At 45.0% G+C, this 15,698-nt stretch carries 18 protein-coding genes and 8 tRNA genes; 1 reads left to right on the top strand and 25 read right to left on the bottom strand.

What is annotated here, in order from left to right:
- Positions 1-266 precede the first annotated feature (266 nt).
- The 23 genes from H9630_RS11370 to acpS all read right to left on the bottom strand — a co-directional run bounded on the left by H9630_RS11370 (position 267) and on the right by acpS (position 12,917).
- Positions 267-340 (bottom strand) — tRNA-Gly (locus tag H9630_RS11370).
- Between the two features lie 24 nt (positions 341-364).
- Positions 365-441: transfer RNA gene (locus tag H9630_RS11365), tRNA-Arg, on the bottom strand.
- Positions 442-453: 12 nt separating this feature from the next.
- A tRNA-Leu gene (locus H9630_RS11360) sits at positions 454-539 on the bottom strand.
- Between the two features lie 96 nt (positions 540-635).
- Positions 636-710: transfer RNA gene (locus H9630_RS11355), tRNA-Gln, on the bottom strand.
- Positions 711-717: 7 nt separating this feature from the next.
- Positions 718-793, bottom strand: a tRNA-Asp gene (locus H9630_RS11350).
- A 3-nt stretch (positions 794-796) separates the two neighbouring features.
- Positions 797-873: transfer RNA gene (locus tag H9630_RS11345), tRNA-Met, on the bottom strand.
- Between the two features lie 151 nt (positions 874-1,024).
- Positions 1,025-1,099 (bottom strand) — tRNA-Glu (locus tag H9630_RS11340).
- Positions 1,100-1,104: 5 nt separating this feature from the next.
- Positions 1,105-1,179 (bottom strand) — tRNA-Asn (locus H9630_RS11335).
- Between the two features lie 175 nt (positions 1,180-1,354).
- Positions 1,355-1,807, bottom strand: a complete 453-nt coding sequence (locus H9630_RS11330) for a SprT family protein (protein WP_191715585.1) — start codon at positions 1,805-1,807, stop codon at positions 1,355-1,357.
- A gap of 22 nt (positions 1,808-1,829) precedes the next feature.
- A complete protein-coding gene (locus H9630_RS11325) occupies positions 1,830-3,995 on the bottom strand; it encodes a Tex family protein (protein ID WP_290215187.1) in 2,166 nt (721 codons plus the stop codon).
- A 232-nt stretch (positions 3,996-4,227) separates the two neighbouring features.
- Positions 4,228-5,475 carry an MFS transporter gene (locus H9630_RS11320; protein WP_191715584.1) on the bottom strand — a complete coding sequence of 416 codons (1,248 nt, stop codon included), beginning with the start codon at positions 5,473-5,475 and terminating at the stop codon, positions 4,228-4,230.
- 201 nt (positions 5,476-5,676) lie between these two features.
- Positions 5,677-6,276 carry a PP2C family serine/threonine-protein phosphatase gene (locus H9630_RS11315; RefSeq protein ID WP_191715583.1) on the bottom strand — a complete coding sequence of 200 codons (600 nt, stop codon included), beginning with the start codon at positions 6,274-6,276 and terminating at the stop codon, positions 5,677-5,679.
- Positions 6,276-7,058: an RNA polymerase sigma factor SigB gene (gene sigB, locus H9630_RS11310; protein WP_191715582.1), complete on the bottom strand. Its 783-nt coding sequence runs from the start codon at positions 7,056-7,058 to the stop codon at positions 6,276-6,278. The genes H9630_RS11315 and sigB overlap by 1 nt, the downstream gene beginning before the upstream one ends.
- A complete protein-coding gene (rsbW, locus tag H9630_RS11305) occupies positions 7,036-7,506 on the bottom strand; it encodes an anti-sigma B factor RsbW (RefSeq protein ID WP_191715581.1) in 471 nt (156 codons plus the stop codon). Before rsbW ends, sigB begins: the two co-directional genes overlap by 23 nt.
- Before the next feature lies 1 nt (position 7,507).
- Complete coding sequence (locus H9630_RS11300) at positions 7,508-7,837, bottom strand: anti-sigma factor antagonist (RefSeq protein WP_191715580.1); 330 nt, start codon at positions 7,835-7,837, stop codon at positions 7,508-7,510.
- Between the two features lie 94 nt (positions 7,838-7,931).
- A complete protein-coding gene (locus H9630_RS11295) occupies positions 7,932-8,933 on the bottom strand; it encodes a PP2C family protein-serine/threonine phosphatase (RefSeq protein WP_191715579.1) in 1,002 nt (333 codons plus the stop codon).
- Positions 8,934-8,945: 12 nt separating this feature from the next.
- Positions 8,946-9,347, bottom strand: a complete 402-nt coding sequence (locus H9630_RS11290; RefSeq protein ID WP_006830184.1) for an anti-sigma regulatory factor — start codon at positions 9,345-9,347, stop codon at positions 8,946-8,948.
- 2 nt (positions 9,348-9,349) lie between these two features.
- Positions 9,350-9,712: an STAS domain-containing protein gene (locus H9630_RS11285; protein ID WP_008432419.1), complete on the bottom strand. Its 363-nt coding sequence runs from the start codon at positions 9,710-9,712 to the stop codon at positions 9,350-9,352.
- On the bottom strand, positions 9,712-10,539 hold the full coding sequence (locus tag H9630_RS11280; RefSeq protein ID WP_191715578.1) for an RsbT co-antagonist protein RsbRA: 828 nt from the start codon (positions 10,537-10,539) through the stop codon (positions 9,712-9,714). Before H9630_RS11280 ends, H9630_RS11285 begins: the two co-directional genes overlap by 1 nt.
- Positions 10,540-10,707: 168 nt before the next feature.
- Positions 10,708-11,058: a type II toxin-antitoxin system PemK/MazF family toxin gene (locus H9630_RS11275; protein ID WP_008432415.1), complete on the bottom strand. Its 351-nt coding sequence runs from the start codon at positions 11,056-11,058 to the stop codon at positions 10,708-10,710.
- A gap of 4 nt (positions 11,059-11,062) precedes the next feature.
- A complete protein-coding gene (locus H9630_RS11270) occupies positions 11,063-11,347 on the bottom strand; it encodes a transcriptional regulator (RefSeq protein ID WP_191715577.1) in 285 nt (94 codons plus the stop codon).
- A 43-nt stretch (positions 11,348-11,390) separates the two neighbouring features.
- A complete protein-coding gene (gene alr, locus H9630_RS11265; protein ID WP_191715576.1) occupies positions 11,391-12,548 on the bottom strand; it encodes an alanine racemase in 1,158 nt (385 codons plus the stop codon).
- 12 nt (positions 12,549-12,560) lie between these two features.
- The gene (acpS, locus tag H9630_RS11260) at positions 12,561-12,917 is read right to left on the bottom strand and encodes a holo-ACP synthase (protein ID WP_191715575.1); all 357 of its coding nucleotides are present in this window, start codon (positions 12,915-12,917) and stop codon (positions 12,561-12,563) included.
- A 68-nt stretch (positions 12,918-12,985) separates the two neighbouring features.
- Between acpS and H9630_RS11255 the strand changes: the two genes are divergently transcribed.
- The gene (locus H9630_RS11255; protein ID WP_191715574.1) at positions 12,986-13,594 is read left to right on the top strand and encodes a rhomboid family intramembrane serine protease; all 609 of its coding nucleotides are present in this window, start codon (positions 12,986-12,988) and stop codon (positions 13,592-13,594) included.
- A gap of 55 nt (positions 13,595-13,649) precedes the next feature.
- On the opposite strand, the gene H9630_RS11250 is transcribed toward H9630_RS11255, so the two are convergent.
- Complete coding sequence (locus H9630_RS11250; protein ID WP_191715610.1) at positions 13,650-15,161, bottom strand: PH domain-containing protein; 1,512 nt, start codon at positions 15,159-15,161, stop codon at positions 13,650-13,652.
- Positions 15,154-15,633 (bottom strand): PH domain-containing protein, encoded by a 480-nt coding sequence (locus H9630_RS11245; RefSeq protein ID WP_191715573.1) that lies wholly within the window; start codon positions 15,631-15,633, stop codon positions 15,154-15,156. Before H9630_RS11245 ends, H9630_RS11250 begins: the two co-directional genes overlap by 8 nt.
- Positions 15,634-15,698 lie beyond the last annotated feature (65 nt).

The following is a 15,698-nucleotide window of genomic DNA, read 5'->3' as shown; positions in this document are numbered from 1 at the left end:
GTTCGTCCTGAGCCAGGATCAAACTCTCCATTATAGAGTAGTTGATTGCTCAAATACTTGCTGGCGTACCGCCGTCCGAAGACGCACGGTTCGCTTTGATCTGCGTGAGCTGATCAGTAGTTTAAGTCACGAACCCAAGAAGTTCAAAGGCTATGCTCCGATCGCCCGAAGGCGACCATCGCAAAAGCCGTTCTCGCGCCAAGGCGCTCGTGACGTCTTTTGTTGACGTTTTGCTGTTCAGTTTTCAAGGTTCAGGAATAAAATTTTGGAGCGGGTGAAGGGAATCGAACCCTCATCATCAGCTTGGAAGGCTGAGGTTTTACCACTAAACTACACCCGCATATATTATATGGAAGAAAAAATATGGTGCGCCCGAGAGGACTCGAACCTCTAACCGCTTGATTCGTAGTCAAGTACTCTATCCAATTGAGCTACGGGCGCATTAGAGATGTATGGTGCGGCCGAGAAGAGTCGAACTTCCACGGGATTTCTCCCACTAGGCCCTCAACCTAGCGCGTCTGCCATTCCGCCACGACCGCATTGAATTATTTTTAGGGACAAATTCTATTATACTTCATCATCGTTTCGATGTCAATAAGAATTTCTAATTCATCGTCGCTACGTTTTAATAATAATGGCTGGGGTACCTGGATTCGAACCAGGGCATGACGGGATCAAAACCCGTTGCCTTACCGCTTGGCTATACCCCAATAAAAATGGCGGTCCCGACCGGGATCGAACCGGCGATCTCCTGCGTGACAGGCAGGCATGTTAACCGCTACACCACGGGACCATTTGGTTGCGGGGGCAGGATTTGAACCTGCGACCTCCGGGTTATGAGCCCGACGAGCTACCGAACTGCTCTACCCCGCGACAATAATAATAAAGTTGTAATTTCCTTATAACCATTCTGTAAAAGCAACGAAAGCAATAACTCGTTTCATTCTACTCGATTGGCTTGAGTGTTAGTGTAACACAGAAGTTATCGAACTATAACTTTTCAGATTAATTGTTTTTTATAAGATGGTGACCCCTACGGGATTCGAACCCGTGTTACCGCCGTGAAAGGGCGGTGTCTTAACCGCTTGACCAAGGGGCCATAAATGGCTCCGAAGGTAGGACTCGAACCTACGACCATCGCATTAACAGTGCGGTGCTCTACCACTGAGCTACTTCGGAATAATGTTTTATTACTTGTCGACTTTTTCTATTATAAAGAGGTCTGAAGGAATCGTCAATACCTTTTTCACTTTAATTTATTATTTGTTTTTCACGGCTACATATTGTGCATGAAATAACAATAGCAAAAGGGAGGCTGCCAACGATTGGCCAGCCTCCCCACTCTATTAGTTTATCATTTCATCGTCAGTTTTCCTGAGCAACGTCCACATCTGTAACGATCCGTATTCATCCGGATCTTGCGCTGATACTTCGTTTTGCACGTAACGCATTCGTAATTATACGCCATGGCAGGACGCCGCCTCGTTTTGTTTTCCAAAGTGGAACAAAAGCGCGGTGAACCGGTTTCCTTCAACAATTCCCGAAAGTCCCTGTCGCGATGCTTATAGCCTCTTCCTTCTATATGAAGATGATAATGGCACAGTTCGTGTTTAATAATGCCTTCAAGTTCGGCATAGCCGAACTTCTCATAAGAGCTTGGATTGATTTCGATATTATGCGAACGCAACAGATATCGGCCTCCTGTTGTCCGCAGCCTGGAATTGAAAACACCTTCATGCCGAAAGGGTTTCCCAAAACTCACCAGTGAAATTTCCTTGATCAGCCCAGTTAATTCTTCGTTCGTCATGTTAACTCCCCTATGCTTAAGGTTAAAGGATCTGCTCTTTTGGCTGAAGCATTGTCAGAGCAATCCGCCCTTTGTCTTTCTCCACTTTCTCCACCCAGGCTGTGACAATGTCTCCCACTGCCACTACTTCTAACGGATGCTTCACAAAGCCCTTTTTCAATTTCGAGATGTGCACGAGGCCATCCTGCTTCACCCCGATATCAACAAATGCACCAAAGTCCACAACGTTGCGGACTGTTCCCTGCACTTCCATCCCTGGCAGCAGATCTTCCATTTTCAGAATATCATTCTTCAATAGTGGTTGCGGGAATTCATCGCGCGGATCACGGAACGGTTTCTTCAACGCATCCAGAATATCTTTCAACGTAACTTCCCCTACTCCCCATCGTTCGCTAAGCTCGGTCAGTTCGAGCGCTTCCAATTTTTCAGAGATGCCTGCTTTTCCAACCGATTTCTTATCTTCTCCAACCAACTTCAACAGCTTTTCCGCAATTTCATAACTCTCCGGATGAATGCCTGTCGCATCGAGCGGATTCTTTCCTTCAGGGATCCGCAGGAATCCGATTGCCTGTTCATAGGTTTTCGCTCCTAAGCGCGGAATCTTTTTAAGCTGAACGCGCGAAGTGAATCGGCCATTCTCATCACGGACCTTGATGACGTTTTCCGCCACGGTTTTACTTAAGCCCGCCACATATTGCAGTAAAGAAGAAGAGGCCGAATTGACGTTGACGCCGACTTGGTTAACAGCAGTCTCTACCACAAATGTCAATTGATCCGCTAATTTCTTCTGGGAAACGTCGTGCTGATACTGTCCGACACCGACCGCTTTTGGATCGATCTTCACCAATTCAGACAACGGATCTTGCAGACGGCGTGCAATCGATGCCGCACTTCGCTCTTCAACTTTTAAATCTGGAAACTCAACACGGGCAATATCGGATGCCGAATAGACGCTGGCCCCTGCTTCGTTGACGATCACATATGAGATATCGGCCGAGGTTTCCGACAGAAAGTCTGCTACAAATTGCTCGGTCTCCCGAGATGCGGTGCCATTGCCGATCGCCATGATTTCAATCGGGTATTTGGACGTTAACCGCTCCATGATTTTCTTTGCACCCACTTGATCGGATTTCGGCGGATGCGGATAAATGACTGCCACTTCCAACAGCTTTCCTGTTTCATCGATAACTGCCAATTTGCAACCGGTGCGGTAAGCCGGATCGACCCCTAATACCATCTTGTTTTTCATCGGAGGCTGCAGCAAAAGGTTCCGCAAGTTTTCTGAAAAAATATGGATGGCTTGCGTTTCCCCTTTTTCGCTCAGCTCCGTCCGGATTTCCCGTTCAACGGATGGTTGGATTAGCCGCTTGTAACTGTCTTCAATTGCCGCAGCGACCACTTCACCGGTCAGACGTGCCTGCTTCATCCATTTATTTTTCATCAATGTGATGATGCGATCCGCAGGCGAATTAATGGATACTTTCAAGACATCCTCTTTTTCTCCGCGGTTGATTGCTAAAATCCGGTGCGGAACGATTTTCTGGATAGCTTCTTCGTATTCGTAATACATTTGAAAGACTTGTTTTTCATCCTCGTGATTTTTCTTGGCGACAGTGGCAATGGTTCCGTCTTTTCGCGTCATATAGCGGATTTTTTCCCGAATGTCAGGATCATCTGCAAATAATTCCGCCAAAATATCCTGCGCCCCTTGAATCGCTTCTTCCGCTGAAGCTACGCCGGCTTCCTCTTCAACAAATCCCTGCGCTTTGTCAGTCAGTTTTTCATTGCCAGGTTCCATCAGCCAGTCCGCTAATGGCTGCAAGCCTTTTTCCTTCGCGATGGTCGCTTTGGTCCGCCGTTTTTGCTTGTATGGCCGGTATAAATCTTCAACGCGCTGCAGGACTGTGGCATTGTGAATCGCCTTTTCCAGTTCATCTGTCAGCTTTTCCTGTTCCGCTATGGAACGGATGACATCTATTTTTCGTTGCTCTAAGTTCTGAATGTATGTATACCGGTCGTCAATTGCTTTGATTTGGACTTCATCCAAAGATCCGGTAGCCTCTTTCCGATACCGCGCGATAAACGGCACAGTATTGCCATCTTCAATCAATGCGATGACCTGGGCAACCTGGTTGTTTCGTACGCCCGTTTCTTTTGCGATTAATGTGTGGATTTGTTGCATTTCCATCTGGACACTTCCCTTCAGTTCCCTTTCATTTTAACACATTCTGAAAAGCGCAAGCAGTCAGAGGGGGGCTGCCGCTACTATTAACAACCCGTAATATAAACACGAAAAAAGCCCTCTTTTTTGAGGGCCTCCATTATTCACTGGATCTATTTTAAAGAAACGCTGAACTTAATTATGGGATTGTACTTTTATAAAGAATGCTTTCTCTTAGTGGAAGCAAAGCGCCTTTCTCTTAGGTCTCTGTCGGAACTTCGACCAGCGCCGGTTTGTTGCGGGTTGCTTTTCCTTTTAATGTTTCAATTAATCCGAAGGAAATAAGGAAAGCGATCAAGTAGGAAATCGGAATGACAACCATAACAGCGGTCAATCCAAAGGAATCTGCCAATATGCCGGATAATCCAATCGAGAAGGCACCCACCAATTCGCCAATCCCCATAATCAATGCATTCGCTGTAGCCATTACCGCTACAGGCACACTTTCTACCGGAATGATGCTTTGGTAAAGTGTATTCATCGCCAAGATAATTCCACCCAGCAACACCAAAACAACCAAGCTTACCGCGGATTGCGGGAAAACGAACAAAACAAGAGGTGTTACCATGGCCATAGCCAAGTACCCTGTCATTGCTGGTTTACGGCCGATTTTATCAGAAGAGTAAGGAATGAATATCTGCCAGATGATAGTCAATAGACCAAACAGCGAGAACACCAAACCCATTTGAGTGTTTGACAATAGGCTCACTTGTGTCAGATACAGCGGCAAGAATGCATTAAATGTCCACATCGCACCCATACAGAAAATACTGATCAAAATACAAATCAGGATATTGCGGTTTTTCACACTGTTATAGATAGTGCTGACATTGAATGCAGTAACAGCTTCCGTTTTCACCACAGTTTCAGGCAGTTTCACAAAACGAAGCATCAGCAAAGCTGCAATGAAACTTGGAATACTGACGAATAAAAACGCATAACGCCAACCGAATAAGTCGCCCAATTGCGTCACCACCAATGGCCCAATCGCCACTCCAATTACCGCAGCCCCCGCATAAACTAAGCCCATGTTGCGGCCCAGCGTTGTCGGACGCGAGACAGAGGCCAAAAGTGAAAGCGAAATCGGAAGAATAACCCCTTCACTGGCTCCCAGTAAGGTCCGGACAATCAGCATATACGTGTACGTTTCCGCAAACATGGTCAGAAGCGCCAATACGGAGGTGACGATCATCGCCCAAAACAAGATGGTCTTTTTATGTCCGAGGCGATCTGAGAGAATTGCAAACGTCGGAGCTGCCAGCGCAAAGCCAATGGTCTGCCACATATTGATTTGGCCGATTTTCGTATTCGTTAATGCAATATCTTCAATAATAAAAGGCATGAGCATGGAAATTGCTTGTCTATCCAAATACAGAAAGCCCCATGCCACGAAAAAAAGCATAACCAGTATCGTTTCGTAACTTAATCCCTTTTTAATCTTCGCCATTTTGCCAACCCCCTCGTTTGTTCTTTTTTGCTCCGATTACTCTACCTTTCAACTACTCGTTCCCACTTCCCCTTTCCGTTCTGCTTTTGTACTAATTGAATTGTATGAGAAAGCGCTTTCAAATTATAGAATAAATACCTTTTAATTTTGTCAGAATTTTAAGTAAACTTATACGGTTTTTAATCCACAAAAAAAGCCTTCTCATTTGAGAAGACTTCCTGTTATAAAGGTCGCGTCGTCACCTGTTTGGATAGACGCCAATATATCTCGATACAGTTGTTCAGGAACTGCAGCTTTTCGCATCATGGCTTTTGGATTTCTTAAATCCACTCCATCGGAATGAATCAAGAACAAATCATCTTCCACATACGTGTATAGCTGAGTGCGCAATTTTTGAGGGCGCCCTGATAAATACCCCATAACCGGCAATGGGTAAATAATTTCATCCGTCGCTTTGCGATACAGATAAAAGCGGATATTGCCGACACAGCTGTATTCAAGGGTCTTTTTATTAAAATCGACTTTAAAGATGGCTACGGCAGCTCCACGTTTTTGGAGCATCAATCCGTTGAATCGATACATCAATTGATCGATTGTTTCGTGGTGGTATTCACGCAAAATTTGCGGAATGACCTGAGACGATTCACGCGCCACAGGTCCACTCCCTAGTCCATCGGCTACGGAGCAAATAAAGTAATCATCCGTCAACACCGTATGGTAACTGTCGCCGGATTCATGATTCCCTTTTTTTGCTTCGTTGAAAATAAAAGCATCTACAAAACTATGCTGAATTTTCTCCACTACGAAACCCCACCAGCCGCTAAAATAGCTTCCTGCAATTTTTTGATGGCTTTTCTTTGCAAACGGGATACATGCATTTGAGAAATACCGAGTTTATCCCCAGCTTCTTTCTGGCTCAGCTGCTCTATGTAAGTGAATTGGATGATTTGCTTTTCCCGTTCTGAAAGCACATTCATCGCTTCAGCTACAAGCATGCGCTGATCCGCTTTCTCGTAACCATCGTCTTCCTGGCCTACAACGTCAAACAATGTGACGGTACTGCCATCTGAATCCGCCTCCAAAGAGTGGTCCATTGAAAGTGCCTGATAGCTTTTGCCCATTTCCATCGCTTCTAATACATCGTCTTCATCGACATCCAAGTATTCGGCAATTTCCCATACTTGCGGTGAACGCTGAAGTTCTGTAGTCAACACTTCAACCGTCGCTTTAATACGGGGCCCCAACTCTTTTATGCGCCGCGGCACATGGATTGCCCATGTCTTATCGCGCAAAAAGCGTTTGATTTCGCCAATAATTGTAGGCACAGCAAAAGCTTCAAAGCTACGTCCGTATGAAGGGTCGTAGCGTCTGATAGCTCCTAAAAGTCCCAACATGCCTACTTGCGCGATATCTTCATGGTAAGATTTACCGTTAGAATACTTACGCGCAATGGATTCAACAAGACGTTTATAATTCAACACTAAATTTGTCTGGGCTTCTTCATCTTCTGTCTTTTGATAAGCTTCAATCCACTCAAGCACCTGCTCTTTAGTAGGCTGATTAGGATGAGACTGTTTCGACATCCTTCTCCACCTGCTCTCCTTCAACATGCTTTGTCATGAAGATTGTTACGCCTTCTTGATGATGAACTTTGACTTCATCCATTAATGTTTCAATCAAATACAAGCCGAGACCTCCTTCACGAAGAAAAGCACCTTCTTCTTGGTCGTGATAAGGACCTACTTTTGCCTTTGTTTCTTCAAAGTCGAAACTTTGGCCATGATCCGCCACCATAATCTCGATTTTGTCTTCGTATAAAGCGCAACCGATGACAACTTCGCCTTCTTCGCCTTCTGCGTAAGCGTGTTGAACTGCATTGGTCACCGCTTCGCTTGAAGCAATCTTCAAATCTTCTATATCGTCAAATGAAAAGCCAATGCGGCTGGCCAGCCCCGAAATGGTAAGTCTTGCAACCCCAACGTATTGGGATTTGGCAGGAACGCGCATTTCTACATAATCGAAAGGACGCATATTAGTTACCACCCTTCCCGACTGATTCGATATCCATAATATCGCCTAAACCGGTAATATCGAAAAGCCGTTTCAAGCGGGCTGAAAGTCCTTTTAACTTTACGTGTCCGCCATTCGAATTGACTGATTTATAAAATGCTACGAAAACGCCTAATCCTGTACTGTCCATATAATTAACGTTGGAAAGATCCAACTCTGCTTTCAATCCTTGATGATTCTGATAAGTTTCTAATTTTTCCCGTAGGACTGGTGCAGTGTGCGCATCAATTTCACCGCGGATAAAGCCCTCGAGAATATTGTCTGATTCAGTTAGGTCAACTTGAATATTCATTGTAATTCGACACCCCGTTTTTTTTAATTCAACCCCGCTAAAAAAAAGCTGTTCTAAGCATTAATACCACAATCAGCGCATTGCTAAACATTCCTTATACTTTTTTGTAGATCACCAATGTGAAATCATCCTGGAATTGCGCATTTTGCATGCGCTCAAGCTCATCGTAAACGTATTGTACAATGCTTTGCGCAGGTTCATCTTTTTTCCGTTCAATCAATTCAAAAATCACTTCTCGCTCAATAAAGCCGTCTTCATTACGGCCCTCTGTGACCCCATCGGTCATCATGATGACCAAGTCGCCTTTTTCCAAATCGACGGTATGTTCTTCATAGACTGCTGCAGGAGATACTCCAAGCAGCAAGCCTTTGGCGAATAGCTCGCTGAATTCGTTGTCTTTAGCACGGTAGAGGATAGCTGGTTCATGGCCTGCCGATCCATAGGTCAACCGCGCTTGCTTGGCATCGTAATTGCTATAGAACATGGAGACGAACATCGAGTCATCGACACTTTTTTCCACAATTCGGTTGATGACGCTCAAAACATCTTTAGGAAGTGCATGCGAACTGTTCAGGCTGTCCATGCCAAACTTGATCATAGACATGCAAAGAGCAGCCGGAAGGCCTTTGCCGATTACATCTGCAACCGCCACCCCAGCATACCCATCATGGTCACTGACAAAATAAATGTAATCGCCATTCATTTTCCGCGCAGGAATAGAGAGAAGGCCGATATCCAAGCCTTCCAGCAACGGCAATTTGGTCTTCAGCAAGGTTTCCTGAACGTTGGCAGCAAGATCCATTTCCACTTTCAATTCTTCTTGCTGCTTGAGTAAGCTTTGGCGTTCTTGCAACGCTAACCCATAATTAATCATCATTTCAATCAGAAAATCAAATGAATGCCACACCACTTCCGGCAATTCACTGTATAACTCTTGAATTGCCGCTTTGTGCATGCTGATGACTTCTTCAGGTGCAATATTTTCCAAAATCAGCTGCCGGCTAAAATTTTGGCCGACATACAGATTTTGTTCTGTCTGTTTTTTCATATATTCATTTAAAATCTCTTTGTATTGATTCTCAATTTCTTGAGCCATTGGGTTTTCCCCCTAACGAAGCCACTTAGTAGCTCTTATATCTGTACCCTCGCCTAATATTGTTTCAATCTTAAAGTCATCCATTAAGCGTTTGACACCAGGCAATCCTGCTCCTAACCCGCCGGAAGTTGTAAATCCATCTTCCATCACTTTGCGGATATCAGGAATTCCCGGGCCGCTGTCTGCAGCTATGATTAAGATTCCTTTGATGCCATTTTCTGTTAACTGTTGTATTTCAATCCTGCCTTTTCCGGCATATAAATATATATTGCGGGCAAGCTCGCTGATAGCCGTTGTAATACGGGCCTGATCAACTGTGCCAAATCCAAGCTCTTTCGCCACATTGCGTCCGAGTTGTCTTGCAGCCACAATATCCCATTCTGTCAAAATTTCCACCGAGGACTGGTCGCTCATGTTTAAGCCTCCAATTCCAATTGAAGTTTATCCAAGCCATTTTCTAAATCTAGTGCTGTCATAACGTCTTCTAGTCGAATTCCCAACTCGATCAAAGTGATAGCGACTGCTGGCTGGATACCGGTAATGACTACTCGGGCCCCCATCAAGCTTGACATGCTGATGACGTCTCCAAGAACTTTCGCAATAAATGAGTCGATAAAATCGATGGATGTTAAATCGATGACTACACCTCGCGCACTTGTTTCGTGCAATTTAGTCAGTAGATCCTCTTGAAATTGAAGAGCCGTCTGATCATCAAGCTCCCATTGGATTGAAACAATTAATGTATCTCGTAACTTTAAAATTGGAATTCTAAAATTCATCAGTCCTCAACCTCCACAATCTTTCGGTTTGTCCAAGCCAATGCCTGTTCTACGCCTCGCTGCAACGTACTTGTTGTCGTAAAATCATTCAAGTTAATGCCGAGCGTGACAATCGTCTGAGCAATCTCAGGACGAATTCCGACAAGCATACACTTCGCTCCAACCAGACGGACAGCATCCGCTGCCTGGATAATGTGATGGGCGACCATTGTATCTACAACCGGAACACCGGTGATATCAAGCAATACAACTTCTGCACGGTGCTTGACGACACCTTCCAACAAGTTTTCCATAATCAATTTTGCGCGTTCCGTATCAATCGTCCCTACGAGCGGCATTACGGAAACTTTTTCAAAAACCGGAATCAGCGAGGCTGATAACTCCTGCAAAGCAATCTTTTGAAGGCTGACCGTACGTTCCCACGTTTTGGAATAAGCCTGAATGGTGCTGTCCCGAATCGGTGAAATCCAGTTGCTGAATTCATCTACAAACGGTTTGATATTCCCTTCGTTAATGATTTCTTCCCGGACCATTCCTTCATAGACGATTTCCGCAAAATGATTGATCGCTTTTGTAACAAAGGTGATGGACCAGCCAAGGCGAACTACCTTTTCCGCAAAATCATTGACTCGGCTTTCATAAGCCTGATGGCTTTCTAATAAATTGGATATCATCAGCTCCGCAAATTCATGGCTAGTCTGATTCATCAATTCAACAGGCATCACTTGAAAAGCGCGTTCATCTTTCTCGTTTTTCATTTTTTCCTGCCAGTTTGAAATAATCTCTGTTAAGTTGCCTTGTATATATTGAGCCATCTGTTTATTCATATGGATCAAAAACCCTCCCTGTGACACTATGTATCTCAAATTTTATCTGCTACTCTTTATTGTATCGGAAATTCATTTTTTTCACATCTTTTTTGTCGGCACAGCCATTTTCAAGAAAAAACACCCTGAGAAAAAGCTCTCAAGGTGTCTTTGTAGGAGTATGTATGATTAGAATTTAACAAGGCCTACACTGATTTCCAGCGCCTCGTCCACTTTTTCCATCAATGTATCATCAAGCTGGGTAATTTTATCGGTCAGCCGCGACTTATCAATAGTCCGCAATTGTTCAAGCAGAATAACTGAATCACGTTCAAAGCCATATTTCTTGGCGTTGATTTCTACATGAGTCGGCAATTTGGCTTTTTGAATCTGTGCTGTAATTGCAGCTATGATGACAGTAGGACTGAAACGATTACCTATATCGTTTTGAATCACCAGGACAGGGCGGGTCCCACCTTGCTCAGACCCGACAACTGGTGATAATTCTGCAAAAAAGACATCCCCGCGTTTTACAATCAAGTTGTCACCCTCCGCTTACGAGTCGCACTGTCGTGTGCTCCGCTTCGTACTCAGCGTGAGAACATTCACAAGCAATCGATAGATTGATCTGTGACATCTCTACGTAGCCCTTGATCATCGCTTCCCGAATATGATATGAGTCGTACAGATTTTTAGTCACTCGATGTGTGGAAACGTAGATATAATCTCCACTTTCTTCAACACGTTCATCTGAATGAGTCGTCAACTCTGAGATAAATTGCTTTGGCAATTTAACAACCACTTCTTTTGTCTTTGACTTCTGATACACAGCCGACACCTCCGAAAATCCCGTTCTTCTGCCTTTATCTTTCTCATCTTAACATTGTATCGGGTTCCTGAAAAGGTAAATCGGAAACTTCTGTGCTGTCCGAGTATACTCGAGGCACCCGTTTCGTTAAAATACAAGGGATTTCGTAAGGGATGGTATCAAGCTTCCGTGCCCATTCGTCAATAAAAATCCGTTGTCCTGCCTGACTGCCGATCAATTGAACTTTTTCTCCGATCGGCAGTTTTTCAGAAATGCGGATCATGCACTGATCCATGCAAATCCGGCCCACAACCGGAACACGCTGACCTTTCACCAAAACCTCCTGCCCTTGCAAGCCGCGCAGCATTCCGTCCGCATAGCCGATCGGCAAAGTTGCAATCCATTCATCCTGTTCAGCCTGATAGGTAGCTCCATAGCTCAGCGCCTGTCCTGCTTTCACTTTTTTCACGTGAATAATTTCTGTTTCCAGACTTAGAGCCGGATGCAATTCAAAAGGCATTTCTTTGCCTACATAAGGAGACGGTGCAATGCCATACAACGAAATCCCTACACGCACCGCGTCAAATGACATCTCCGGGTGCATGATGGCGGCAGCACTATTGGAAACGTGGACCATGATAGAAGGATCAGCCAATTTATCAATGACGCTGTTCATTGCACGCACTTGCTCCAGAAACAACCCAGAGTCCGCTTCATCGGCCGTGGCAAAATGAGTAAAGACGCCTTCAAAACCAAATTCATGATCGGCGATAAATTCAAGCGCCTCGTCTACTTCGTCCAATTGAACACCGATACGCCGCATTCCGGTGTCCACTTTCAAATGGATCTTCAGCGTATCCAGTTCCGGCGCCACATTCACGGACGCCATTGCCAGCCAGTCGAGGGAAACAGCGGTTACGATAATGTTATGCCGCTGCGCGACTTGAATGAAATTCGGAGGAGTCGCCCCGAGGATCAGCAAGTCTGTGCTGACCCCTTGTTCCCGCAGGTAAAGAGCCTCGTCCGGAGTCGCCACTGCCAACAAGCGGACACCATTTTCAATCGCTGTCTTCGCTACTGCCAGAACCCCATGTCCGTATGCGTCCGCTTTGACCACTGCGATTACTTCCGCACCTCCGCTTCTTTGCTGAAAAGCTGATAAATTCTTTTTGATTGCACCTAAATCAATGACCGCTTTTGTCGGCCGATAATTTTCCGTCATCGTTACACCGCCTTAATAATTTGTCTGCAATAGAACCTGCGCTGCTGCAAAGTCCTTTGAATGAGTGATGGAAACCATACCGGTTTCTGTATTCCGAAAATAGATGGAAGGCTTACCTTTGGCGTCTTTTCTGATTTCAATATCCTGAAAAGAACAGGCACCGCCAATTCCAGTTCCATTGGCTTTGGAGAATGCCTCTTTTGCCGCAAAGCGCCCTGCCAAAAATTCCACTTTTCTGGCTGCTGTCAACTGCCCGTATTCGGCCAGCTCAGATTCAGTCAGTACACGTTCACGAAACTTAGGCGACCGGGCATCCAACCGATGGATTCGTGAAAGTTCCACGATATCCAAACCGATTCCTGTAATCATAAATGTTTCTCCTTTCAATCGCAAACAGGTAACAGGTATAATTAGAAATATGAAATAGAGGTGACAAAATGTTTATTCGAACAGAAAGCTTTAAGCAATACTTGCGTATGTATCCGGTCGTTTCCACTTTAATCGCCCTTAATTTACTGGTTTATGTATTGACGTGGTTACCTGTCTTTGGCGAACTGCTTTATTTTTATGGAGTTGGCTCGAATTTTTACATTGCAGAAGGCCAATGGTGGCGATTCTTTACACCGATGTTTCTGCATGGTGGATTGATGCACCTGCTGTTTAATATGTTTTCATTGTTCCTGTTCGGACCTGAATTGGAACGTTTGACCGGCAAAGTCCGCTTTATCACGATTTACCTGGTAGCTGGATTCTTCGCATCAGCGGCCACTTACTTTTTGCAGCCGCTCGATTATGCCCATGTAGGAGCAAGCGGAGCGATTTTTGGAGTGTTTGGCGCATTTGGCGCATTGGTGTACTACGGCGGACGCGCATTGCCTCAGCTCAAACAAATTATACTCCCAATTATCGTCATTAGTATAGTCATGACTTTCTTGACACCGAACGTCAACGTCACGGCCCATATCGCTGGAATGATCACCGGATTTTTAATCGGCCTCAGTTATTTCCATCCGAAACGGATCGTCAGTTGGCGCGCAAAAAAATAAAGACAGCCGGAATCATGATTCCGGCTGCTTTTTTATGTCAAGAATTCGGGTTGATTCAATGCTTCAACTCTTTGTTGCCGGAAGGTTCAAACCAGGCAAGAATGCGGCTGGCATCGGCTTTTTCCATATGGGGAGTTGATGCAGTCGCTCCCATCATCCCGGATTTGATCGTTGAATTTATAGAAGCCAGCTCTTTGCGGCGCTGGAAATAACTTTGCGTCACCTGCACAACCTGCACGCGTTTCTTCAGCATAAAGAATCGATGCTTGCTGATCCCTCTGAATTGCATCGTCAATTGTTTATCTGCCAGCGCATAGCCCACCGTCCGATGCTGCCAAATTCCGATAACCACAACAATTGGCACGATAATCAACGCCAAGAGGCCATACGGATAGAAAAAATACCCTAAAGCTGCGAATACCGGCGAGAACCAAAGCAAGTCGAGGCGATAGAAAAAGTGGACGCTTCGTTTTGGTGCCTTGACCAGCTCGGGTGTCCATTCCAGCTCCGGAAACAGCTCTGCCAATATTGGAATCATCCGTTCTGTTTTCACCAAAGGAAACAGGCGGATTTTTTCATCTTTATCGCCAATAGACCCTCCTGCACTCTCCACCATTACTGTCGCATATCCGAAAAGTTCACGCAGTGGATTTTGGCTCACTTTAATGCCTTGAACGCGCTTGAGAGGGACAGAAACCTTTTTCTTTTCCAGCAATCCCCTAGTGATATAGATATGGTCTTCATCCCGCTGAATGGTAAATTGGTAATTCGCAAAAATAGTCATAATGACCGAAATAACCCATGCCACCAACAGGACAAAAAAGATCGTCAACGCTACAATCAATGCTCCAAAACGCAGAAACAGCATCACTTCTTCGTAAATGGCATCATAAGGAATCAATTCGGAAAACTGCGATAAGAAGATTGCCACTGCTGAAATTACCACACCGATGCCGCCGGACGTTGTTGCCAGAATCAGCAGTTCTTTCATCGACATCCGGTAAAGCACTTTTGCTTCTTTTTTCGGAAGTGGCTCGACTTGTTCATGCGGCCCCATTTCTGCGGCCGTTTCTTCAGGAAGCTGGCGTTTAGCTTTTTCCATTTCGTTTTCAATGCGATCCGCATCTTCTCTCGAAATTGCTGTCAGTTCCGCTTCCGCCTGACCTACTTTTCCGGAGCCTGCTGTTTCCACTTTCACTTTCACTAAGCCAAGAGGACGGTGGAATATGCCTTCCGTGTAGTTCAAGCTTTGGATCCGATCAAACGGAATATATCTTTTTTTCTTTACAAACAAGCCATATTCAATACGCAATTCCCCATCTTCAAACCAATAGACAAAACGTTTCCACTTGATGATTCCGCCGACCAACAGGAATACCAGAACGACACTGCCTATTATGATTGGAATCAGGCCTTGCCAACCTTGGTTGAACATTGAACTGACGCCGCCGTCCCTGAATATATTGACACCGAAAATAATGATGAACGGGAGAATCAATTCTTTTAAGCCTTTAACGAAATTGATGAATGCAGAAATGGGGTGCAGTTTATAACGTTCTTCATACATCATCTTCCGCCACCCTTGCTAATACGGAAATTCTGGCTCTCAGTTCATCGGCTTCGGCAGTAATCAAAGCTGGGATGGTATGTGTGGTCGCCGCTGTGGATATCGAAATCTCCGCTAAATCGTATTTCCGCAAAATCGGACCTTGTTCCGTATCCACGTGCTGGACACGCACCATCGGCACGAGTGTCCGGGTAACCACAAACAATCCATGCTGCAATTCGATTTCTTGTTCCCGCACTTCGTAACGCCAGCGTTGCCACCGGATTTTCGGAAACAGGTAAATAAACAGAAAACCGAATAACAGAATCACCCCTCCATAAAGGGCATAAAGCCATTGTGGCCATTCAAAAAAATATGTTAAAACACCTGCTCCAACCGCAAGCAATGCGAGGACCGCCGTTTCCATGCTTCCATAGACACGCCATACCGTCAGTCCTTTTCGTGAAATTTGATTTTTTGGTTGGTTATCCATTTTCTTCTCTCCAATCACGTTTCCCTATTCATTATACAGTTTACCCAATGGAACGTTTCATCCAA

It is taken from the genome of Planococcus wigleyi (assembly GCF_014836985.1).
GTDB classification, from domain to species: Bacteria; Bacillota; Bacilli; order Bacillales_A; family Planococcaceae; genus Planococcus; species Planococcus notacanthi.
The sequence above is the reverse complement of the archived record's forward strand: the minus strand, read 5'-3'. Positions and strand labels throughout refer to the sequence as shown.